This is a genomic window from Rhodococcus sp. UNC363MFTsu5.1, assembly GCF_000686785.1.
In the GTDB taxonomy this organism is placed as follows: Bacteria; Actinomycetota; Actinomycetes; order Mycobacteriales; family Mycobacteriaceae; genus Rhodococcus_G; species Rhodococcus_G maanshanensis.
On record NZ_JMLO01000006.1, the window covers coordinates 111,339 to 132,654 of the forward strand.

Genomic DNA, 21,316 nt, shown 5'->3' on the forward strand with positions numbered 1-21,316 from the left:
AATAGGCACCGGCGGCCGGCCGCGCAGGCGCGTCGAGTGTGCACCTCCCGGTGCATCGCCCGATGGGCGACGACCGGAGGTGCACACTCGACGGTCAGTCGACGAGCTTGCGGAACTGGTCGATCAGCGCGACGCGGCCGGCGGAATCGCCCGCCAACGGGCTCACGGTCAGCGTGGTGACGCCCGCCTCGGCGAACGCCGCGACCCGCTCCTTGACGTACCCGGCGGGGCCGATCAGCGAGATCGCGCGCACGAGCTCGTCCGGCACGGCCGCGACGGCCTCGGCCTTCTTGCCGGACAGGTACAGCTCCTGGATCGTGGCGGCTTCCTTCTCGTAGCCGTAGCGGCAGGCCAGGTCGTTGTAGAAGTTCTTGCCCTTCGCGCCCATGCCGCCGATGTAGAGGGCCAGGCTCGGCTTGACCCACTCGAGCAGGTGGTCCACGTCGTCGCCGATCGCCAGCGCGGGGCCCGCGTAGATCTGCAGCTCGCCCAGGCTGGGGTCGCGCTTGGCCTTGCCCTGCGCGAGGGACTCGCCCCACACGTCGTTCGCGCGCTCGGGATCGAAGAAGATCGGCTGCCAGCCCTCGGCGATCTCGGCGGTCAGCGCGACGTTCTTCGGGCCGAGCGCGGCGATGACGATCGGGATGCGATCGCGCACGGGGTGGTTGATCAGCTTGAGCGGCTTGCCGAGTCCGGTGCCCTTCTCCGCGGGCAGCGGGATCTGGTAGTACTTGCCGTCGTACTGGACCTTCTCGCGCCTCCACACCTGCCGGCAGATGTCGACGATCTCGCGGGTGCGGCCGAGCGGAGCGGTGTAGGGCACGCCGTGGAAGCCCTCGATCACCTGCGGTCCCGACGCACCGAGACCGAGCACGAACCGGCCGTCGGAGACGAAGTCGAGGCCAGCGGCGGTCATCGCCATCAGCGACGGCGTCCTGGTGTAGATCTGGAAGATGCCCGACGCGAGCTCGATCCTCGAGGTCTTCGCCGCGAGGAAGCCGAGCTGGCTGACCGCGTCGTAGGAGTACGCCTCCGCGATGAACGCGATGTCGAGGCCGGCACGCTCGAGGTCGGCGACCTCCGCGACCGTCTCGGCGAACCCGCCGCTGTAGGTGATCTGCATTCCGACTCGCACCCGGACACCTCTAATCGACTCGATGTGAATACTTCCTCGAACACTACGCAGTGCGGCCCCGAAACCGAATGACAGAACCGACCACCATTTGTGACCGAAGTCGTACGCTCGCGCAGTGGCGAAGAGGACCCCGTTCGACTGGCAGCGCTCGCACGTCATCGTGACGGGAGGCTCGCAGGGCATCGGTGCCGCGGTCGCGCGTGCCGCGCGGGCAAGGGCCGCCGCCGTGTCGATCATCGCCCGCGGCGAGGAACCGCTGCGGGCCACCGCGGAGCCGATCGGCGCGGCCTGGGCGTCCGCCGACGTCACCGATCCGGACGAACTCCAGAAGGCGGTCGACGAGCTGGAGCGGCGCTCCGGCCCCTGCGACCTCCTCGTCGCCTGTGCCGGGACCGCGTTGCCCGGGCGGTTCCTCGAGGTACCGATCGACGAATTCGAGTCGCAGATGCGACTGAACTACCTGGGCGCGGTGCACGCCGCGCGGGCGGTGCTGCCCGGGATGGTGTCCCGTGGGCGCGGCCACCTGGTGCTGACCAGTTCCACCGCGGGCATGATCGGGGTCGTCGGATACACCGGCTACGGGCCGACCAAGGCCGCGGTGCACCAGCTCGCGCACTGCCTGCGCTACGAGGTCGGGCCCGCGGGGGTAACGGTCGCCGTGCTGTATCCCCCGGACACCGACACCCCGGGCTTCGCGGTGGAGAACACCCGCAAACCCCCGGAGACCGTGGCGGTGTCGGGCGCGATCACCCCGGTCTCCGCGGACGTGGTGGCGGCGGCCGTGATCGCAGGCATCGACAAGGGCCGCCACCACATCGCGATCGACCCGCTCACCCGGGTGCTCGTGCGCGCAGGCGGCATCGTGGAGCCGATCGTGCGCCCGATCCTGGCCCGCATGATCGGGAAAGCTAGGGCAGCGTCCACAGCACCGTCGTGACCAGCCAGAAGGCCACCGCGAACACCGTCAGCACGCCAACCGAGATCGCCGCGCCACGCGCGTCGGTGCCCCGCTCGCCGTCCTCCGGTTCCAGCCAGAAGTGCAGCACCCTGGTCACGACCGGCATGACCACCCAGGTCAGCAGGCATACCGACGCGATATTGCCGATCAGCAGGCTCAGCCAGAGCGGCGCGCCCGGCCAGGTCTCGGCGATGGCAACGGTGAGGATCACCACGGTCGGGTACAGCCCGACCAGCACCGACAGGGCCGCCTTCCACGAGGCCGCAGGCGCCGCGCCCGGCCCGCCCGCCGGGAACCACGACCCGTATGGATTCGCGATCCGCTTGACCGTGAAGCCCCGGAACTCCCTGCCCTCCGCCAGCAGCGCCGCCCGCTCCGACGACGACAGCCACCGCTCGAGGTTCTCCGACGAGTCGAAGGTGAACAGGACGATCCAATCCTCCTGGATCCCCGGCACCGGGCGATGCAACTCCGATCCGCGGAAGCCGGGAAACGCCTTCTCCGCCTCGATGACTCGCTGCTGCCAGGCGAGGAATTCCGCCTCCCGGCCCGGTACCGGCGGGTGCGACACGGCGACCGTCACCGCCTCGTCGCGGCCCTCGTCGATCAGCACGTACTGGGAGGGCGATTCCTCGAAGAACTCCCCGGCCCGAACCACCAACGCTCGCCGTGTCTCGCTGTCGAGCCAGAGCTTCAGGTTGTCGGCGCCGTCGAACCGGTACACCACCGTCCACTCCGACTCGGTGCCAGGCGACCGGGCGACATCGGTTCCGAGGAATCCGGCAAAAGACGCCGCCGCCGTGTCCACCTCGTCCTGCCAGCGCCGGAAGGCGGGCTCGCGACCCGGACGGAGTCGCTGGGTGATGACCACTGTCGCCGGTGACGGTCGTGACGCAGAGGCATCAGGCGGCGTCATGTCAGTAATGGGGGCCGGCGAGGACCGCACCCGAGGACCCACCCCAGTTGTCGGCGACCGATTCCGTCGCACGGCGACAGGCCGTTGTCATGAGTTCGTCTGGTGTCATGGGGATTACGCCTCCACTGTGAGTGCCCGGCAAGCACCATCTGCCAATCTACTCCCCCGCGACCTGGCCGACGGGCGGTTGGCGACGGTGGCCACAGCGTGTACTCGGCGCGCCGGAGCGCCTGGCCCTCAGGGGATCAGGACGAACTTGCCGCGCGGATGCGGTCGCTGGAGCTCGGCATGTGCGCGGGCGGCCTCCGTGAGCGGAAAGGTCTTGGCCACAACGACGTCGAGCTTGCCGTCGGCGGCCGCCTCGACCAGGCCGAGGCGCGCGGCCTTCCTGATCCGGGGCGTGTCCGGATTGCCTGCGCCGATCGCGACGAAGCCGTCCTGCTGCGCCCGGCCGAACGCGACGATGGTGACGATGCGCTTGCGGTCGGCGACCAGGGCGAGCGAAACATCCACCGCCTCATCCGTTCCCGCGGTGTCGAAGGCCGCGTCGACGCCATTCGGGGCCAGTGCGCGCACCCGGGACTCCAGCCCGTCCCCGTAGGTCACGGGAATCGCCCCGAGACCCCGTAGGTACTCGTGGTTGGACTCCGCCGCGGTTCCGATCACCGTGACACCCTTGGCCACCGCCAGCTGGACGGCGAGCGAACCGACGCCGCCCGCTGCGCCGTGGATCAGCAGGGTCTCACCGCCTACGACCCCGGTCACGACGATCGCCTCGGACGCGGTGGTCCCCGCCACCATCAGCCCGGCGGACTGTTCCCAGGACAGCGCCTCGGGCCGCGGGAAGACGTAATCCGCGGGAAGCACCAGCTTGCGGGTGTAGGCCCCCTCGCCCGGGTAGGCGATCACCTCGTCGCCGACCGAGATCGGACCGGCGGGCCCTGCCGCGTCCGCTCCCACCTCGAGCACCACGCCCGATCCCTCGGCGCCCAGGTGGAGCGGCAGCCGGGACTCGTTGGCGCCGAGGGCGCCGCTGTAGAGCTTGTAGTCGATGGGATTGACGCCGATCGCGCGCATTTCCACGAGGACCTGACCGGGAGCGGGAGCGGGCAGCTCCTCCTCTGACACCGCGAGGACCTCCGGCCCTCCGAACGCATTCGCAACAATGGATTCGGTAGTGCTCATTCCTTGGACAACCGCGAAACGCAGCAAGGAATTCCTCACCGGACCCAGCTTGACCTCAATAATGGTTTAGGTTGCAGGCTCTCTCCCATGCAGCGCGGACCCGCGCGGCAGTAACCCGGTTCCTAGGAGCGCGCCATGTCCACCATCCTGCGTCCGACCACCTCCCCCGCGACGAAGCTCAGCCTGGGGCGGTGGCAGGCGGTCGTCGCGACCACGGCCGCGGCCGTGGTGGGCAATCTCGCGATCTACCTGATCGCATGGATCGCGGGCGGCTCGCTCGAGGTCATCGACAAGGGCGCCGCCAAACCGATCTCCGCGAGCGGAATCGTGGGGATCTCGGCGTTGCCGACCGCGATCGGCGTCGGCCTGGTCGTGCTGCTGTCCCTGCGCTGGCCTGCCATGATCAGGGTCGGCCAGGTGGTCGGTGCGGCGCTGCCCCTGCTCACCATCGCCCTCGCCGCGATGGCGGACACCGACGGCATCACGAAGACCGCGCTGATCTTGATGCACGTGCTGATGGCGGCGGCGATCGTGGCCGGCCTCGAACTGCTCCACCGCCGGGTCGTCGGCCGGGCGAACGGCTAGGTGTCAACCCGAACCCGCTACACTCCAACCGTGCAATACGGCCCGCAGGTGCTCTGCGGGCCGGAGGCCCTCGTAGCTCAGGGGATAGAGCAACCCTCTCCTAAAGGGTAGGTCGCAGGTTCGAATCCTGCCGAGGGCACCACCACCGCCAGGCGCCCGATCAGGGCGAGGGCGACCGGCCGGTGAACGCGATGAGGCGTTCGAGCGGCCCCGCATCGTCTCCGACGGGCACCGGATCCCGGAAGTCCCCACTCTCCCGGGACTGTGGACCGATGGTGCCCTGCGCCAGTCCGAGGACGTAGCTCGCGAGCTGCTCGGGCACCTCGAGCCGTTGCCCCGTTGCGGTGGCGAAATCCCAGGCGTGCACAAGGAATTCGATGGCCATGATGCTCACCGCAGTGGTCGCGGGCATCGCGGTCGATCCCGGCGACACGGTGCCCTGGAGGCCACGATGGCGCCATCCCTCGGTCGCCGCCTGGGCGGCGTCGGCGACCCGGACCTCCACGTCGCCGGGCGCGTCGGCGGCGGGCATGGTCCCTCCCCCTGCCGACCCGAGGCTCCTGATCGACCCGAGCAGGTGTTCGGCCAGCGCGGCGACCGTGAAATCGCGGCAGGGCGTCCGGCGCTGCAGGTCGTCCGCGGTGAGACCGCGCAGCACCTGTTGCAGCACGACGAGCGTGGCCTCGGCACCCGTGAGTTCGTCACTCGGCTCGAGGGCGACCGCCCAGTCGTCGGGTCCCGCGTCGCCGTCCCGGCCTGCGACCGCCAGCCGGTCGAGATAGTGATTCCACACCTCGGCGTGGCTCGGCTCCTGCGCCTCGGTCAGGCCGTCGTGAACCAACCGGACCTCGGTCGACCCGTTCTTGGGGGTCAGGGTCAATGCCACCGTTGAGCTGCCCGGCGGCAGGTCGTCGCTGTCCTCCCACCACCACCGGAGCTTGAGTCGTCGGCCGGGCACGACCTCGGTGATCGTCCCTGAAGCGGAGTGGCCGGGCACCACCGTCCACCGGTAGCGCCCGCCCTGGCGCAGGTCGACCCTCGCGGCAACGGTCAGCCATCGGCGCAGCCGTTCCGGACGGCTGATCAGCTCGAACGCCGCGTCGGGCTCGAGCGCAACCTCGACGGTCCTGTCGAATTGCGTCACGGGTCTCCTTCCAGGCGACCCCCGTCTATGAATATATCGCCGTTGCACCCGGTTCGGCCCCGAAACCGACCACCCGACTGGTTACCACCTGGACGGCAGACAAGGTGATCAGGGCAGATTTTTTCGTCTCGACGCGCTGCCCTCGTCGGCGCCTTGGGTTAGCGTGTTACGCGTTCGCCCGCGCCACGTTCGTCACCGCGTTCGCCCGTCACTGCATTTGGACCGATGCGAGGGAGCCCCGAGCATGCGTCAACGCCTCCGCCTTCTGACAACAACGCTCGGCGTCCTGCTCCTGATGGCGGGATTGGCCCTGCCCGCGTCGGCCACACCGGCGGGCCCCCTCTATCCCACGCCCGATCCGGACCCGTTCTATCTGGCCCCGCCCGACCTAGCGAATCTGCGCCCTGGCGACGTGGTCCGGGTCCGCCCCATCGACGCCTCGCTGTACGCGAACAGCGACGGCTGGCAAGTCGCGTTCCGGTCGACGAACTCCACCGGCAAACCCATCCTCGGCATGACCACGGTGTTCCTGCCCCACGGCATCAAGAACCCACCGCTGGTCTCCTACCAGGCGATCATCAATTCGCTGGGCACCAAGTGCAACCCCTCGCGGTCACTGTTCAACGGCGAGCTGCAGGACGCCCCCGGCATGTACCTGCCGATCAACCGCGGTTGGGCGGTGTCGGTGCCCGATCACACCGGGCCGACCGGAGCCTACGGTGCCGCGAAACTCGGCGGTCTGATCACGCTCGACAGCGTTCGCGCCGTACAGAAGGTGGCCGAACTCGGCCTCGCCAACAGCCCGGTCGCCCTTGCCGGATACTCCGGCGGCGGGATGGCGAGTGCCTGGGCGGCGGCGCTGCAACCGACCTACGCGCCCGAGCTGAAGCTCGCCGGGGTGGCCGCGGGCGGCATCCCGGCGGACCTCTGGGAAATGGTGCAGGGCCTCGGCCTCAACCCGCATCCGGGCTTCGGCCTCGCCTTCGCGGCGGCCATGGGACTCGAACGCGAGTACCCCGAACGGCTGCCGGTCTCGTCGCAGCTGAACCCGACGGGCATGTGGTTCCGCGACTGGGTGACCAACGAATGCCGGCGATTCCTGCTCTTCCACGGCGTGTTCCGCAGCGCGGAACAGCTCGCCGCCTCGACCAGCCTGTTGGGAAGTCCGGAGGCGCTCAGCGTCCTACGCGAGAACAGCCTCCGGTACTACCCGACGATCCCGACCGCGCCCATCTACATCTGGCACGGCATGTACGACGGCTTGACCCCCTATGACGCGGTAGCCGATGTCGCCCACCGGTATTGCGCGGCCGGAGCACCCCTGACGTTCGTGCCGTACGACATCGCCGAGCACATGACCACCGCCGCGGCCGGTTTCGGCGATGCATGGAACTACGTCGAGGCCCGCTTCCGCGGCGACCCCGCCCCCACTCACTGCTGATCGGTTCCACCCAGCGGGAGACGTGGGACGCACCATTCCCGGCGCCTACCTACGGTGCTCAGGGATCGCGCGCCGTTCCGGCGCCGAAAACTGAGTCGAGAGTGGGTCTTTCGTGCTGGTAACCAATCTGGTGATGCGCTCCACCCGAAGGCGAGTTCGGCTCGTCGGCACCGTCGCTGTGTCCGCCTCCCTCCTCCTGTGTGCCGCACCGGCGGCAAACGCCGTCCCGGACTTCGGATCCGCCGGTTCCAGCGGGTCCGCCGACGGCCACCTCGAGTTGACCTACGTCAACTCGGTGACAGTGCCCACCGGCACCCCTTTCGACGGTGTCCCGATCGGCGGACTGTCGGGCATCGACTACGACGCGCAGCGGGGCGAGTACGTCGCCATCAGCGACAACCGCGGCGAACAGGGTCCGGTCCGCTACTACTCGCTGCGCCTGCCCCTCGACCAGGCCGGCAGGCTGACCACCGCCGAGTTCACGGGCCAGACCGCCCTGCTCGACACGACCCAGGCCCCGTTCGCCCCCAAGACCGCGGACACCGAGTCGATCCGCTACCTGCCCGGCTCCGACTCCCTCCTGTACACCAGCGAGGGATCCGCGCGGATCGGCCTGCCCGGATTCGTCCGGGAGACCGCCCGCGACGGCAGGTTCCTGCGGGACTACGCGCTGCCCGAGGCGTACACCCCGAAGGTCGCCCCACCGTCGGGATTCCGGGACAACCTCGGCTTCGAGGCCATGACCGTCGACCGCACCGGGAGCACCATCACCGCCGCAGGCGAGAACGCCCTGGCCCAGGACGGTCCGGCCATCTCGGACCAGGTCGGCAGCCGGTCACGGTTCCTGCGACTGGACCGGGCCACCGGCGCGGGCCGCGGCGAGTTCGTCTACGAGGTCGACCCGATCCGCCTCGCGCCGGGCGAGCCCTTCAACCCCGTCTCCTCGGTGAACGGGATCGGCGAGATCCTGGCGATCGGCGACTCCGACTACCTGGTGCTCGAGCGCAACGTCTCGGCGGCAGGCGGGTTTTCCGTCAGGATCTACCGGACCGGCGTCCACGGGGCCGAGAACGTCGCGGGCAGGGCCGCACTGAACGGCACCGAACGGACCATGCGCAAGGAGTTGGTCTTCGACTTCGCCGCCGCAGGCGTGAGCCCGGAGTGCATCGAGGGCATCACCTGGGGCCCCACCCGGCCGGACGGCACCCGCACCCTCGTGCTGGTGGCCGACGACAACTTCGGCATCGCGGGGAAGACCACGTTCCACCTGCTGACCGTCGGCCACTGACATACCGACCGTTCCTATTGCTCTGCTTCCCGAATCTGGGCACTATGTCCGGGTGTCCAGAATCGGCCGTCGGCCCGCCGTCCTCGCCTCCCTCGCCGCGGTGTCCGCACTGATCCTCGGCGGGTGTTCCGCCGGAGCCGAGTCCGAGGCGGGGCCGACGTCGATTCCCGAGGCGTACACCAAGTTGCCCACCACCGCCTCGATCGGCAACTGCGGCCCGGACAGCGGGGCCACCGTGGCCGACGGCGCCCTCACCATCGCCACCGATTCACCGGCCTACGCGCCCTGGATCGTCGACAACGACCCGTCGAACGGCAAGGGATTCGAGGGCGCGGTGGCCCGCTCGGTGTCCGAAAAGCTCGGGTACCGACCGGATCAGGTCGAGTTCATCCGGGTGCCGTGGGGCGACGCGATCGCACCGGGCGAGAAGAAGTTCGACTTCGACATCAACCAGGTCACCATCGTGGGCGATCGGCGCGATGCCGTCGACTTCTCCTCGCCCTACTACGCGGTCGCGCAGTCCATCGTCGCGATGAAGGGCACCCCGGCGGCGGCGGTCGATTCCCTCGACGGGCTCGCCCCCTTCCGGCTCGGCGCGCAGCGCGGCTCCACCAGCCTGGCCTCGATCACCGGGACGATCCGGCCGTCGCAGCCCCCCGTCGAGTTCGCCACCAACGACGAGGCGAAGGCCGCGCTGGCGGCGGGCACGATCGACGCGCTGGTCGTCGACATCCCGACCGGATTCCAGATCACCGCAACCGATCTGCCCAACAGCACACTCATCGGCCAGTTCCCGCGCCCGAACACGGTCACCGAGTTCTTCGGCCTGGTGCTCGAGAAGAACAGCCCGATGACGGCATGCGTCTCGGCGGCCGTCGATGCGCTCTATGCCGACGGCACGCTCGAACGGCTCGCCCAGACCTGGCTGGCCGACACCGCCGGGGTCCCGGTCCTCAGCTGACGCAGACGGATTCCGATCGAACGCCCGGTACCGGTCGTCGATCTGCCGTAGCCTCCCCTCGGATCCCCGGCGGGGCGGTCGGGTGCACGAGATCACGAAGAGGCGGACAGGGATGACACGCGGAGTTCGGGCACGGTTGGTCGGTTCACTGCTGGCAGCGGCGGTCGTGCTCTCGCCAGGTCTGCTGGTCCCGGCCGCCGCCTCGGCCCAGCCCACCGCCCCCGACATTCAGCTCGAGGGGGCCAAGAACTTCCGCGACATCGGCGGCTACCTGACCGCCGACGGGCGCCGGGTGCGCGAGGACCTGGTGTACCGGTCGAACAGGTTGAGCAAGCTCACCGACGCCGACCAGGCGAAGCTCACCGCGGCGGGCGTCACCCTCGACGTCGACCTGCGCAACGCCATGGAGCGCAAGGACGAACCCGACCGCCTGCCCGCCGGGGTCGAGTACAAGGTCGCCGATGTGGTGAGCCTGAACAACGGGCTCGGGTTCCACGAGTTCGTGCCGATCACGCTGGGGCGGGCCATCATCGATGCGCACGTCAAGGGTTCCTCGGACATCGGCCAGAGCATCGGCTACCCGTTCATGGTCACCTTCCAGGGCTCGGACGCCGCGTTCCGCAGCCTGCTCACCGCGATCGCACAGCACAAGAGCGGCGCTGTCGTCTACCACTGCAGCGCAGGCAAGGACCGCACCGGATGGGCGACCGCCGTCCTGCTGACCATCCTCGGTGTCCCCCGCGCGACGGTGAACGCGGACTTCCTGGCCAGCAACACCTTCCTCGGCCGCAGCGACGCCGTCGAACAGTCCTGGCTCGACGCCGCGTTCGATCAGGTCAACCGGCTGTACGGCAGCTTCGACCGCTACGTGCGCGACGGGCTCGGACTGGATCAGAACGCGGTGAACATGTTGCGGGCCAAGCTCCTGGCCTAGGCCGACCTAGGCGTAGAGGGCGACGAACGTGCGCAGCGAGCCCTCGATGTCGCCCTTGAGGGCGCGGGCCACACCGGACCCGATCGGGCCGAACAGCGGCGCCCCGCCGAGGTCGATGTTCAAACCGACCTCGGCGCCGTCACCCTTTGGCGTCACCGAGAGCGTGAGGTTCACCTTGACGCCGCCCTTGCCGTCCCCCTTCAGGAGCAGGGTCTTGGGCGGGTTGTACTCCTTGATGACCCACTTGATCCGATTCCGCATCCCCTTGACGGAGACCACCGACTCCGCGGTGGTCCCGTTCGTCAGCTGCTCGGGGATCTCGGAGCGCCAGCCGTCGTGAATCGAGAGCCACTTCTCGAATTCGTCAAGAGCGCTTGCCTTCTCCCACGCTTCCTGCGGGGACAACGGCACATCGATCGACACCTTCAGCTTCGCCATTGACGAATCGTAGCGAACAGTCAACGCGCCGCTAGTGGGCGACGGCCTTCTCGACGCCGACCCCGGTGAGGGAGCGAACCTCCATCTCGGCCTGCTTCGCCGCGCTCTCCTGCTTCGCGCGTCCGACGTAGGTGCCGACGACGCCGAGCAGGAAGGCGAGCGGGATGGAGACGATGCCCGGGTTCGCCAGCGGGAAGAAGTCGAAGTCGGCGCTCGGGAACATCGACGAGGGCTTGCCGGACACCGCGGGCGAGAACACGATCAGCACGAGGCAGCTGATCAGGCCGCCGTAGATGCTCCACAGGGCGCCGGTGGTGTTGAACTTCTTCCAGAACAGCGAGTACAGCAGCGTCGGCAGGTTCGCGGAGGCCGCGACGGCGAAGGCGAGCGCGACCAGGAAGGCGATGTTCTGCCCCATGGCGAGGATGCCGAGGACGATCGAGACCAGCCCGATGACCACCACGGTGATCCTCGAGACCCGGACCTGCTGCTCCTCGGATGCCTTGCCCCGCTTGATGACGCTGGCGTAGATGTCGTGGGCGAAGGAGGCCGAGGCGGTGATCGCCAGGCCGGCCACGACGGCGAGGATGGTTGCGAATGCCACCGCCGAGATGACGGCGAGGAAGATGGTGCCGCCGAGCTCGAACGCGAGCAGCGGCGCGGCGGAGTTCTCCTTGCCCGGTGCCGCGAGGATCTTGTCGGGCCCGACCATGCGGGCGGCGCCGTACCCGAGCACGAGGGTGAACAGGTAGAACGCCCCGATCAGGCCGATCGCCCATGTCACCGACCGCCGGGCCTCCTTCGAGGTGGGCACGGTATAGAAGCGCATCAGCACGTGCGGCAGCCCGGCGGTGCCGAGCACGAGGGCGAGGCCGAGCGAGATGAAGTCCAGCCGCGACATGGAGCTGATGCCGTACTTCGCGCCGGGCGCGAGGATGTCGCGACCCGCGACCGCCTCGTTGGCTGAGCCGTTGACCATCGCCTGGGCGTCCGCGAGCAGCTGCGAGAAGTTGCCCTTCACCGCGAAGAGCACCAGCACGAACATGATTCCGGCGCCGAGGATGAGCAACACCGCCTTGACCATCTGCACGTAGGTGGTGCCCTTCATGCCGCCGACGAGCACGTAGACGATCATCAGGACCCCGACCACCGCGACGACGATGCCCTGGCCGACCTTGCCGTTGATGTTCAGCAGCAGTGCGACGAGCCCGCCCGCGCCCGCCATCTGGGCGAGCAGGTAGAACAGCGAGACCACCAGCGTGGACAGCGCGGCCGCCATCCGGACCGAGCGCTCACGCAGCCGGAAGCTGAGCACGTCGGCCATCGTGAACCTGCCGGTGTTGCGGAGCAATTCGGCGACCAGCAGCAGCGCCACCAGCCAGGCGACCAGGAAGCCGACCGAGTAGAGGAACCCGTCGTAGCCGTAGACCGCGATGGCGCCCGCGATGCCGAGGAAGGAGGCGGCGGACAGGTAGTCGCCCGCGATGGCGAAGCCGTTCTGCGGGCCGGAGAACTGGGCGCCGCCGGTGTAGAAGTCGGATGCCTTCTTGGTGGTGCGGCTCGCTCGGATCACGATGGTCATGGTGATCACGACGAACGCCACGAAGATCGCGATGTTCAGTGCCGGGTTGCCGACCGAGGCCGCACCCGCTGCGAGAGTGGTCACTAGGCCGGTCCTTCCAGTTCTTCGCGGATCGCGGTGGCGCGGGGGTCGAGCTCGCGGTTCGCGAACTTCACGTAGAGCGCGGTGATCACGAAGGTCGACACGAACTGCCCGAGCCCGAGGACGACCCCGAGGTTGACGTTGCCGATCACCTTGGTGGCCATGAAGTCGGTCGCGTAGGTGGCCAGCAGCACGTAGGTCGCGTACCAGGCCAGGAAGAACGCTGTCATCGGGAAGACGAAGCGCCGCAGCCGGCTACGCAATTCCTGGAACTCGGGACTGGCCTGCATGTCGATGAAGGCCTGTGCGTCCGGGGTCGGTCGCTCGGGCGACCTCTCCGGGATCAGGTCGGCTGTGGTCACTGCGGACTCCTCGGTCAGTGGGGGCCAGATCCCGTGAGGACCGGCAGGGCACAGACGTTAATGAGACACAGGTCACAGGGACAGGCTGTGGCGACGGTCACACGCCGAACCGTCGAATCGCGCGCCGGGCGGTCGCCACCACACGACGAACGGGCGAACGGCGTAGGCGGCTGCGCCGCCTGTGAGTACTTATGGGGTCCATAGGGGCCAGAAGTGCTCACAGGGACCGGAGGTCCGTCTCCCTGTCCCTGCCGACGTCGAGCCGTTCCGGCGCGTGCATGCGGGTGAAGGTCCGCCCGATGTCCTGGGGCACCTGGCCGCGGGTGACCCGGCTGACGAGGACCATGACCAGGAACGCCAGCGGCACGCTCACCGCGGCCGGATAGCCGACCACCGCCCCGGACCAGCCGGTCCTCGTCCATTCCGCCCAGCCGCCGGGCGCCCCGCCGACCGCGGTCAGCAGCGCCGCCGCCCCGGCCACCACGCCGCCGGTCACCATCCCGGCCGCAGCCCCGACCGCCGTCAGCCCGCGCCACCAGATACCGAGCACCAGCAGCGGGCACAGGGTGGACGCCGCGACGGCGAACACCAGCCCGACGGTCCTGGACAGGTCGACGGACACCATGCCGAGTGCGAGCAGCAGCGGCACCACGCCCGCCAGCACCGCCGCCACCCGGAAGTCGCGGACCCGCCCGCGCAGCACGTCGGTGCTGAGCACACCCGCGACGCTGACCAGCAGCCCCGAGGAGGTCGACAGGAACGCGGCGATCGCCCCGGCCGCGACGAGTGCGGCCAGCAACTGACCGCCTGGGCCGGACAGCACCGACCCGGGCAGCAACAACACCGCCGCGTCCGAGGTGCCGGTGATGAGCAGCTGCGGCACCCACAGCCTCGCGAACACCCCGAGCAGGGTCGGGAACAGGTAGAACACCCCGAGCAGGCCGATCACCGCCAGCGAGGTCCTCCTGGCCGTGCGGCCGTCCGGGTTGGTGTAGAAGCGGACCAGCACGTGCGGCAGCCCCACCGTGCCGAGGAAGATCCCGACCATCAGCGAATACACCTGGAAGAGCGGGTGCTCACCGCCGAGCCCGGAGCCGGGCTCGAGCCAGTCGGCGTCGGTGGCGGGTGCGCCCGCGACCACGGGCACCGGCGAGCCCGCCTCGAGGATCAGCGCGGTGCCCGAGCCCAGCTCGTGTTCGCCCGGCGCCAGGGTGACCGTGCCGTCCACCTCCGCACCGTCGAGGGTTCCGCGGACGCCTGCGGCGACCGGCTCGGACACCTGGACGACGACATCGGTGGTGATCTCCACCGTGGTGCGCTCCGCGACGGTGGGCGGGGCGGGCGAGCCGAGATCGTGTTCCTCACCGAGGAAGTGCGCCGTGAGCACCAGGGCCGGCACCGCGACCGCGGTCAGCTTGAGCCAGTACTGGAACGCCTGCACGAAGGTGATCGAGCGCATTCCGCCGCCGACCACGTTCGCGATGACGATCACCGCGACCGCGACCGCGCCGACCCATGTGGGGATGCCGAGCAGGATGCCGACCGTCAGGCCGGCACCCTGGAACTGCGGAACCATGTACAGGATGCAGATCACCGCAACGACCACCATGGCGAGTTTGCGTAGTCGTGTCGATCCCAAACGGAACTCGGCGAAGTCGGGAACCGTGTAGGCACCGGACCTGCGCAGCGGTGCGGCCACGAACAGCAGCAACCCCAGGTAGCCCGCCGTGAAGCCGACCGGATACCAGAGGGCGTCCGCGCCGTACTTGGCGATCAACCCGGCGACACCGAGAAACGATGCAGCCGAAAGGTATTCACCGGAGATCGCGGCGGCGTTCCAGCGTGGACCGACGCTGCGGGAGGCGACCAGGAAGTCGGAGGTGGTTCGCGCCAGCCGGACGCCGTAGACACCGATGGCCACCGTCGCCACCGCCGCGGCCAGCAGGCCGAGCACCGTGGCCACCGGGATGGACTGTCCGGACACCGTGGCTACCAACCGCGTTCAGTCGTCGGCCAGGTCGACGAACTCTTGCTCGTTGCGTTCCGCGCGCCCGATGAAGAGCCTGCCGACGATCAGCAGCATCGGGTACACCAGCACCCCGAGGACCAACCAGGGCAGCCGGATCCCGAGCACCTCCACCTCGGCGAGCCCGGGGAAGGCGATCATCAGCAGCGGCACGGCGGACAGCAGCCCGGCGGCGAGCAGGGCCAGCCGAAGGGCCAGCCCCAGCTGGGCGCGGACCAGTCCGCGGATCATCGCGTCGCCGACCTCGGTCTGCTCCTGGACCTCCACCCTGGTGCGCACGATCCGGGCGCCGTGCCGCTTGGCCAGCACCACCCGTTCCCTGGCCCTCGGCGCTCCCCCGGGCGCGGTCACCGGCCGGTCCAGCTCTGCCGCGGCGCGCGCACCAGCCGATCCTTGAGCTCCCTGGTGTGCCGCCTGCTCACCGGCAGCTCCACGGCCGGGCCGTCGCCGACGGCCCGCAGGCACACCACCGTGCCGTTGCCGACGCTGCGGATCCCCGTGACCAGCTGCAGCGACACCAGGTACGAGCGGTGCACCCGCAGGAATCCGGCCTGTTCCCAGCGGCTCTCCAGGGCGGAGATCGGGATCCGCACCAGATGCGATCCGGTCGCCGTGTGCAGCCTGGCGTAGTCGCCGTCCGCCTCCACCCAGGCCACCGCGGACCGGGGAACCAGGGTCGTGACGCCGCCGAGTTCGACCGGGATCACCTCGTCCGCATCCGGCTCGGACCTGCCCGCGCCCGCGCGACGCTCGTGCTGCTGTTTGAGCGCGACGATCCTGCGGACCGATTCCGCCAGTCTCTCCTCCCGCAACGGTTTGAGCAGGTAGTCGACGGCGCCGAGGTCGAACGCCGCGACCGCGCGATCGTCGTGCGCGGTCACGAACACCACCGCGGGCGGATCCGCGAACGCGGAGAGCACCCCGGCCAGCTCCAGCCCGTCGAGGCCGGGCATGTTGATGTCGAGGAACACCGCGTCGATGGCGGCTGACCTGCCGAGACGGTCCTTGATCACCCGCAGCGCGGTGGTGGCGTCGCTCGCGGTGAGGACGTCACCGACCGCGTCCTGGGCGCGCAGCAAGTAGGCCAGCTCGTCGAGGGCGGGGCGCTCATCGTCGACGGCAAGCACGGTCAGCGGGGCGATGGTCGGCCCTTCGGAGTTCTGCGTCACAACGGAACCATCGTGCCATGGGTGGACCTTCCCGCCGTCACGCTCAGGCCCGGATTCCCGGCCGGAACTTCGGCACCCGCATGCTCACCTTCGTGCCCGCGCCCGGCGCCGTCTCCACCACCAGCCCGTAGTCGTTCCCGAACGCGGCACGCAGCCGGTCGTCCACGTTCGCCAGGCCGACGTGGGCGGATTCCCTGGCGCTCGGCCGGTCGCCGCCGGACTCGACCGCGTCCAGCGAACCCGAGCGCAACAGTTCGGGATCCATCCCGACGCCGTCGTCCTCCACGCTGATGACGCAGTCGGTGCCCTCGTCCGCCGCGACGATGCTCACCGTTCCGCCCTCCGGCTTGCTCGAGATCCCGTGCCGCACGGCGTTTTCCACCAGTGGTTGCAACGCAAGGAACGGCAGCACGACGCCAAGCACCTCGGGGGCGACCTGCAGGCGTACCTCGAGGGCCTTGCCGAACCGCGCCCGCTCGAGGGTCAGGTACCGGTCGATGTTGCGCAGTTCGTCGGCCAGCAGGGTGTACTCGCCAGCGGACCGGAACGAGTACCGGGTGAAGTCGGCGAACTCGAGGATCAGCTCCCTCGCCAGGTCCGGGTCGGTCCGGACGAAGGACGCCACCGTGTTGAGCGCGTTGTAGATGAAGTGCGGGCTGATCTGGGCCCGCAGGGCCCGCACCTCGGCCCGGTCCAGTCGCGCCCTTGACGCGTCGAGTTCGGCCAGCTCGATCTGGCTGCACGCGTACCGGGCGACCTCCGTGATCGCCCCGAGCAGGCCGGGGCCGGGCACCCCCGCGGTCAGCACGCCCATCACGCCGACGACCCCGGAATCCTCGATCAGCAGCGGTTGGGCGATCAACGCCCCGACCTCGGGCTTGCCTAGCTCGGCCGATTCGACCAGCACCCGTCGCTCACCGGCGACCGCCCGCAGCCCGACCTCCAGGAACCGCTCGGCCAGGTCCGCGTGCGGCCCGTTCCAGGCCAGCAACACCCCGTCCGCGGAGGCCAGCGCGACCGCATCGGCACCGATCAGCGCCTGCAGGTGCGGTGCGGCCTCGGCCGCGGACGTGGCGTCGAGGCCGCGGCGCAGCGGTTTCGCGGCGAGGGCGGCCGTGTGCAGAGTGGCGTGCACGGCCCGCTCCGCGGGTGTGGTGAGCGTCCTGCGGCTGCGCAGCCACCACGCGCCGAGCGCGAGGGCCGCGGCTACGATGACCAGCAGAACCGCGGCGGTGGTGCCGGTCACCGGTCCCGCCCCTCGTCGAGCAGGGCGAGCAGCTTGCGCGGGGCGACCGTGCGGTACGCGTCCTCGACGATGTCCGCGATGTCGTCCCATTCCTGCGGACGGTCGAGGTATACCCCGATCCAGCCGCGCCCGCCCACGTACGGCGGCACGAAGAAGCGCTCCGGGTCACGGGCCACCCAATCGGACTGCGCCCCGGCAGGCGCCGCCGCCCAGAAGGCCAGCCGGTCGTCGTGATGGTGGTCGGCCAGGGTCGCGAACTGCGGGGCCTTGCGGACGAACCAGGCCGGTTCGCCGTGGCTGATCCGCTCCGTCGCCTCCGGCATCCGCAGACACAGCTCACGGAGTCGGTCGATCGGGCCGGTCGCGGTCATGTGTAGACGCTACGACAGCCGGGCGGTCGCCGACGCGAGACGCTCACGGGGTGCCGGGGCAGGTGTTCGGCGCGGGTACCCCCGCGAACCGGTCCGCGATCCAGGCCACCGCCCCCGGGTTGGCCCGCGCATCGGCGTGCCCCTCGCCCGGCCGCGACTCCAGCGCGATCACGTCGCCCAGCGCACAGGCCTTCGTCACCGCCACCCTGGTCCAGTCCGCGGGGATCAGGTCGTCGGATTCCCCGACCACCACCAGCATCGGCGCTTCGGTGCGGTGCTGCGGCAATGCGATCCGCTCCAGCCACGCCCGCATCCGATCGGTGTCGGCGCTGGTCAGCGGAAGACTGTCCGCCCGGGTGATCCGCACCGCCGCATCCCATTTTCGCTCGGCCGCCCGCGGGCCGCACGACATCAAGGCCTCGCGACTGTCCGCAAGCGCGCCCCGGATGTAGTTCGCCGGATCGAGGCCCGCGTGCTGCGCCTCGCTGCCTGCGAGCAACATCGGCAGGAAGATCTGTTGCGGCAGCGTCAGCCGGATTCCGCCGAGGTCGTCGGCGATGTGCGACAGGTCCGCCGCAGGGGACAGGTGTGCCGCGCCGACGAACTCGAGCCCGTCGCCGTATCCGGCCGCGTGTTCGGCCGCGGACCAGGATGCCTGTCCGCCCTGCGAGAGACCGAGCGCCGCCCAGCGGTTCGAGGTGTTCGGCACCGCGGCCCGCGCCGCCCTGACCCCGTCGATCAGGTTGTGGGCGGCGGACTTCGGCTCCAGGTACGGGTGCGGTCCCGGTGTGCCGAGCCCCTGATAGTCGGAGGCGACGACGACATAGCCCCGCTCGAGCAGTGCGGTGACCATGCCCACGGCCCCGAGCAGGTCGGGGTACCGCGAGGGCGCGCACTCGTCGGTGACGCCGGTGGTGCCGTGCCCGACCGTGACGATCGGCCACCCGCCGTCCGGCGCGGCGCCCGGCGGGACGAAGACCGTGCCGGACACCTCGGTTCCGCTGCCGTCCAGGCCCGAGGTGGAGCGGTAGACGAGCTCGCGGGCGGTGACCGGCCCGTTCGGGCTGACCGCCGCGGTCTCGGCGAGCGGCTGGTCCCCGATCAGCGCCCCTCGCTCGTCGCCGACCGGTGCCGGGGCCGACGTGACCGCGGCGGCCGCGTCCGCGGTCGCGGTCAGGGCGTCGCGCGCGGACTCGGCGGGGGCGTCGGAGCAGCCTGCGGCGAGCGCGGCACACGCGATCGCGGCGAGAATCGCTCTGGTCCGGATCACGATCCGATTGTGCCCGAGCTGCGCCGGGGCGCTCACCACCGCGACCGCCGCACCCTCGACTCCGCCGCCACCTCTTCGATGTCGAGCCCGTCGAGCACGTCCCGCAGCACCTCGTCGTCGAGTTCACCCGCGTTCCTTGCCGCGATCAGCGCCGCCCGCTGATCCTGGAGAACCCCACGCCGCAACCGGTTGAAGACCGCACTCGCCCGCAACGCCTTGGCCTCGTATTCGCTGACCTCCTCGGCGCGGTCCATGTTCGCCCTGGCCTCGGACACCTTCCTGACCCGCTCGACGAGCGCCGACAGCTCCGCGGTCGGTATCCCGGCAGGCGGATCCCGCAGCGCTTCCTCGAGGGACTGCGCGGCGGCATCGTGGGAGATCCGCCGAGCGAGTGCCATCTGCTCGCCGAGTCGCTGCTCCTCATCGGGATCGGCCACGTCGAGCCGCCGGATCAGCAGCGGCAGCGTCAGGCCCTGGATCAGCAGTGTCCCCACCGCCACCGTGAAGGCGATCGCCACGATGACGCCGCGGCCGGGAAACGGGTCGCCCGCCAGCGTCGTCAGTGGCACGCCGGACGCGGCGGCGAGGGTGACGACGCCGCGCATCCCCGCCCAGGAGATCACCAGGTTCTGGCGCCAACCCTCACTCCTGGCCTGGGTGGCGAAGATCCACACGGGGCGAATCAGGATCACCAGGGCGAGGACCGCCAACCCGTACGCGAAGATGTGATGGACGGGCAGCCCCTCGTCGCGTACGTCCTCGATCACGAACTTCAGCTGCAAACCCATGTAGGCGAAGACGAAGGTCTCCAGCACCAGGTCGATCGTCGGCCACACCGCACTCTCCTGCAGTCGCGTCGAGACGGACTCGTCCCCGATGTCGCGTCCGAGGACGAACCCCGCCGTGACGACGGCGAGCACGCCGGAGGCGTGGATCTCCTCGGCCGCGAAGTACGCGGCGAAAGGCAGCAACAGCCCAAGCACGGTCTCCATCGGCGAGTCCTCGATCCGCGCGCGGACGAACCGGACGGCAATCGAAAGGACAAGGCCGACAAGAACTCCGCCCACGACCTCGTAGAGGAAGTACAGCACCGGCGACCCGATCGCGATCTTCCTGCCGGTGACCGCCGCGGTCGCAAGGGCGAACAGGGTCAGCGCAGCAGCATCGTTGACCAGGGACTCGCCCTTGAGAATGGCCATCATGCGACGCGGCAGACCCAGCTTCCGGCCAACCGCGACGGCCGCGACGGCGTCGGGGGGCGCCACCACGGCGCCGAGAACGAGCGCGGCTCCAAGGGTGAGCTCCGGCACCAACCAGTTGGCGAACCATCCGACGGCGAAGGTGGTGACGACCACCATGCCGATGCCGAGCCGCAGGATCGGGGCGAGGTTTCGCCGAAAGGTGCTGAAGGAGAAGTCGAGTGCCGCCGAGTACAGCAGCGGCGGCAGCACGACGCCGAGCATCAGCTCCGGCGAGAGCTCGAGGCGCGGGAGACCGGGAATGAAGGAGGCGGCGCCTCCGATGGCGACCAGCACGAGCGGGACCTGGAGGTCGAACCGCTTGGCGAACCCCGTCACGGCCATGGCCACGATCACGACGAGGAACAGCCAGGTGAGGGTCATCCGCTAGTCCACCGCGCAGCTTCCACCCTTACCCGGCAGACGGTGCCTGTTGGCCGCGACCCAGCGGTAGACGCGGTCCTGCAGTTGGCGAACACCCCAGATCCGGTAGACGAACAACGGGATTCGGGTGCCGAGCACCCCCGAGAGCGCGGCGTTGATGGCGCCCGCACCCGCGTACCGGTCGCCGCGCGAGTCCACCGCCCACGCCTGCTCGAGCGCGGCATCGGTGTCGACGCCGAACCGCTCCGGTGCGCCGCGCTGCTGGAGCGCGAACGTACTGACGCGGCCGCGGCGGTCGATGCGGCCGAGGAACTCCGCGCTACGGACGCAGAAGCCGCAATCCCGATCGAACAGCAGCTCCACCGTGTACGGGGAAGGATCGGGCATTGCGGCTCCTGGGTGGGCTCGGCTACTCGTTCGGGATGATCTTCTTGGCCGCATCCTGGGCCTTGTCGACGTGCTGCGCGTACTTGCCGCCGGTCTTCTGGTCGATGAAGTCCCCCGCCTTGTCGACGGCGTCCTCGATCTTGTCGGAGTGTTGGGCGGCGGCCTGCTTGCCCTTGCCGAACAGTCCCTTGAGGGTGTCCATGAAGCTCATAGCG

Annotated in this window: 22 protein-coding genes and 1 tRNA gene; 7 read left to right on the forward strand and 16 right to left on the reverse strand. The window is 69.8% G+C overall.

Annotated features, from left to right (window positions below; genetic code table 11):
- Positions 1–94: 94 nt before the first annotated feature.
- Positions 95–1,135 (reverse strand): LLM class F420-dependent oxidoreductase, encoded by a 1,041-nt coding sequence (locus BR31_RS0110300; protein ID WP_027500887.1) that lies wholly within the window; start codon positions 1,133–1,135, stop codon positions 95–97.
- Between the two features lie 115 nt (positions 1,136–1,250).
- Here BR31_RS0110300 and BR31_RS28165 point away from each other — a divergent pair, with 115 nt between their 5' ends.
- Positions 1,251–2,072, forward strand: coding sequence for an SDR family NAD(P)-dependent oxidoreductase (locus BR31_RS28165; protein WP_051637275.1), 822 nt, complete (start codon positions 1,251–1,253; stop codon positions 2,070–2,072).
- Here BR31_RS28165 and BR31_RS0110310 read toward each other — a convergent pair.
- On the reverse strand, positions 2,044–2,964 hold the full coding sequence (locus BR31_RS0110310) for an antibiotic biosynthesis monooxygenase (protein ID WP_231496434.1): 921 nt from the start codon (positions 2,962–2,964) through the stop codon (positions 2,044–2,046). The two genes, BR31_RS28165 and BR31_RS0110310, sit on opposite strands and share 29 nt — an antisense overlap.
- A gap of 282 nt (positions 2,965–3,246) precedes the next feature.
- Positions 3,247–4,194: an NADP-dependent oxidoreductase gene (locus BR31_RS0110315; RefSeq protein ID WP_037176183.1), complete on the reverse strand. Its 948-nt coding sequence runs from the start codon at positions 4,192–4,194 to the stop codon at positions 3,247–3,249.
- Between the two features lie 135 nt (positions 4,195–4,329).
- Between BR31_RS0110315 and BR31_RS0110320 the strand changes: the two genes are divergently transcribed.
- Both BR31_RS0110320 and BR31_RS0110325 read left to right on the forward strand, forming a co-directional pair.
- Positions 4,330–4,779: a DUF6069 family protein gene (locus BR31_RS0110320; RefSeq protein ID WP_027500890.1), complete on the forward strand. Its 450-nt coding sequence runs from the start codon at positions 4,330–4,332 to the stop codon at positions 4,777–4,779.
- Between the two features lie 66 nt (positions 4,780–4,845).
- Positions 4,846–4,921 (forward strand) — tRNA-Arg (locus BR31_RS0110325).
- Positions 4,922–4,939: 18 nt separating this feature from the next.
- Here BR31_RS0110325 and BR31_RS0110330 read toward each other — a convergent pair.
- The gene (locus BR31_RS0110330) at positions 4,940–5,923 is read right to left on the reverse strand and encodes a TIGR03086 family metal-binding protein (protein ID WP_027500891.1); all 984 of its coding nucleotides are present in this window, start codon (positions 5,921–5,923) and stop codon (positions 4,940–4,942) included.
- A gap of 244 nt (positions 5,924–6,167) precedes the next feature.
- Between BR31_RS0110330 and BR31_RS0110335 the strand changes: the two genes are divergently transcribed.
- From BR31_RS0110335 to BR31_RS0110350, 4 genes are all read left to right on the forward strand, one after another.
- Positions 6,168–7,364, forward strand: coding sequence for a lipase family protein (locus BR31_RS0110335; protein WP_037176185.1), 1,197 nt, complete (start codon positions 6,168–6,170; stop codon positions 7,362–7,364).
- Between the two features lie 178 nt (positions 7,365–7,542).
- Positions 7,543–8,652 carry an esterase-like activity of phytase family protein gene (locus BR31_RS0110340; protein ID WP_027500893.1) on the forward strand — a complete coding sequence of 370 codons (1,110 nt, stop codon included), beginning with the start codon at positions 7,543–7,545 and terminating at the stop codon, positions 8,650–8,652.
- Positions 8,653–8,713: 61 nt separating this feature from the next.
- Positions 8,714–9,613, forward strand: a complete 900-nt coding sequence (locus BR31_RS0110345) for an ABC transporter substrate-binding protein (RefSeq protein ID WP_027500894.1) — start codon at positions 8,714–8,716, stop codon at positions 9,611–9,613.
- Positions 9,614–9,725: 112 nt separating this feature from the next.
- Positions 9,726–10,547 (forward strand): tyrosine-protein phosphatase, encoded by an 822-nt coding sequence (locus BR31_RS0110350; RefSeq protein WP_051637277.1) that lies wholly within the window; start codon positions 9,726–9,728, stop codon positions 10,545–10,547.
- Positions 10,548–10,553: 6 nt separating this feature from the next.
- Here the strand turns inward: BR31_RS0110350 and BR31_RS0110355 are convergent, their stop codons facing one another.
- The 12 genes from BR31_RS0110355 to BR31_RS0110410 form a co-directional block, all read right to left on the reverse strand.
- Entirely contained in the window at positions 10,554–10,985 is a 432-nt protein-coding gene (locus tag BR31_RS0110355) for a type II toxin-antitoxin system Rv0910 family toxin (protein ID WP_027500896.1), read from the reverse strand.
- A 31-nt stretch (positions 10,986–11,016) separates the two neighbouring features.
- Positions 11,017–12,651, reverse strand: coding sequence for a solute symporter family protein (locus BR31_RS0110360; RefSeq protein WP_027500897.1), 1,635 nt, complete (start codon positions 12,649–12,651; stop codon positions 11,017–11,019).
- Complete coding sequence (locus BR31_RS0110365) at positions 12,651–13,010, reverse strand: DUF485 domain-containing protein (RefSeq protein ID WP_027500898.1); 360 nt, start codon at positions 13,008–13,010, stop codon at positions 12,651–12,653. Before BR31_RS0110365 ends, BR31_RS0110360 begins: the two co-directional genes overlap by 1 nt.
- A gap of 217 nt (positions 13,011–13,227) precedes the next feature.
- Positions 13,228–14,994: a sodium/solute symporter gene (locus BR31_RS0110370; protein ID WP_037176187.1), complete on the reverse strand. Its 1,767-nt coding sequence runs from the start codon at positions 14,992–14,994 to the stop codon at positions 13,228–13,230.
- Positions 14,995–15,012: 18 nt separating this feature from the next.
- A complete protein-coding gene (locus BR31_RS0110375) occupies positions 15,013–15,387 on the reverse strand; it encodes a hypothetical protein (RefSeq protein WP_425528689.1) in 375 nt (124 codons plus the stop codon).
- Positions 15,384–16,205, reverse strand: coding sequence for a LytR/AlgR family response regulator transcription factor (locus BR31_RS0110380; protein ID WP_051637278.1), 822 nt, complete (start codon positions 16,203–16,205; stop codon positions 15,384–15,386). Before BR31_RS0110380 ends, BR31_RS0110375 begins: the two co-directional genes overlap by 4 nt.
- Before the next feature lie 43 nt (positions 16,206–16,248).
- Positions 16,249–17,451: a sensor histidine kinase gene (locus BR31_RS0110385; RefSeq protein ID WP_027500902.1), complete on the reverse strand. Its 1,203-nt coding sequence runs from the start codon at positions 17,449–17,451 to the stop codon at positions 16,249–16,251.
- Positions 17,448–17,822, reverse strand: a complete 375-nt coding sequence (locus BR31_RS0110390; RefSeq protein WP_027500903.1) for an MmcQ/YjbR family DNA-binding protein — start codon at positions 17,820–17,822, stop codon at positions 17,448–17,450. The genes BR31_RS0110385 and BR31_RS0110390 overlap by 4 nt, the downstream gene beginning before the upstream one ends.
- 43 nt (positions 17,823–17,865) lie before the next feature.
- Positions 17,866–19,092: a lipase family protein gene (locus tag BR31_RS0110395; RefSeq protein WP_037176272.1), complete on the reverse strand. Its 1,227-nt coding sequence runs from the start codon at positions 19,090–19,092 to the stop codon at positions 17,866–17,868.
- 32 nt (positions 19,093–19,124) lie between these two features.
- Positions 19,125–20,714 (reverse strand): Na+/H+ antiporter, encoded by a 1,590-nt coding sequence (locus BR31_RS0110400; RefSeq protein ID WP_027500905.1) that lies wholly within the window; start codon positions 20,712–20,714, stop codon positions 19,125–19,127.
- A 3-nt stretch (positions 20,715–20,717) separates the two neighbouring features.
- Positions 20,718–21,101 carry a thiol-disulfide oxidoreductase DCC family protein gene (locus BR31_RS28170; RefSeq protein ID WP_037176189.1) on the reverse strand — a complete coding sequence of 128 codons (384 nt, stop codon included), beginning with the start codon at positions 21,099–21,101 and terminating at the stop codon, positions 20,718–20,720.
- A gap of 22 nt (positions 21,102–21,123) precedes the next feature.
- Complete coding sequence (locus BR31_RS0110410; protein ID WP_027500906.1) at positions 21,124–21,312, reverse strand: antitoxin; 189 nt, start codon at positions 21,310–21,312, stop codon at positions 21,124–21,126.
- Positions 21,313–21,316 lie beyond the last annotated feature (4 nt).